The organism is Bowmanella yangjiangensis, from assembly GCF_017255015.1.
Lineage (GTDB): Bacteria > Pseudomonadota > Gammaproteobacteria > Enterobacterales > Alteromonadaceae > Bowmanella > Bowmanella yangjiangensis.
This window is the reverse complement of the sequence record NZ_JAFKCS010000119.1, coordinates 1,778-2,345: the sequence shown is the minus strand read 5'-3', so window position 1 is coordinate 2,345 and position 568 is coordinate 1,778. Positions and strand designations below refer to the sequence as shown.

The following is a 568-nucleotide window of genomic DNA, read 5'->3' as shown; positions in this document are numbered from 1 at the left end:
AATAGGCGCCCTCGAATCCCTGACTGCCGGAGGTCCGCGAGTGACCGCGATGATCGTGCTGACGCTGCTGCTGGTGGCCGCCCTGCTGTTCTGGCCGCGCGTCGCCAAGGCACCGATGTGGCGCGCCACCGTGACCCCGCTGGCCTCGATCATCGGCAGCGGCTTCCTCATCCTCGGCCCGGTGATGCTGGTCAACTTCGGCAGCTGGGCGCCGCTGGCCATGCTCGTCCTGTGCGCCCTGGGCTATGCCTTCGGCAGCGCCATGCGCTTCAACATCCGCTACCTGGGCGACTCGCCCCAGGGCCGGGGCACGCCGCTGCAGGACCTTGGCGAACGGCTGTCGTCCTGGGTGCTGGCCTTCGCCTACTTCATCTCCGTGGCCTACTACCTCAACCTCTTCGGCGCATTCGCCGGGCGCATCGTCGACGTGCGGGGCGGCACGCTGCCCAAGGTCATCACCACGCTGATCTACCTGCTCATCCTCGCCGCCGGCTACCTGCGCGGCTTCAGCGTGATGGAACGCCTGGAGAAGTTCTCCGTGAGCCTGAAGCTGGCGATCATCGCCAGC

General features: G+C 67.6%; 1 pseudogene. It reads left to right on the top strand.

Annotated features, from left to right (window positions below):
- Positions 1 to 49 precede the first annotated feature (49 nt).
- Positions 50 to 568, top strand: a pseudogene (locus J0A65_RS27515) (hypothetical protein); the annotation flags it as partial.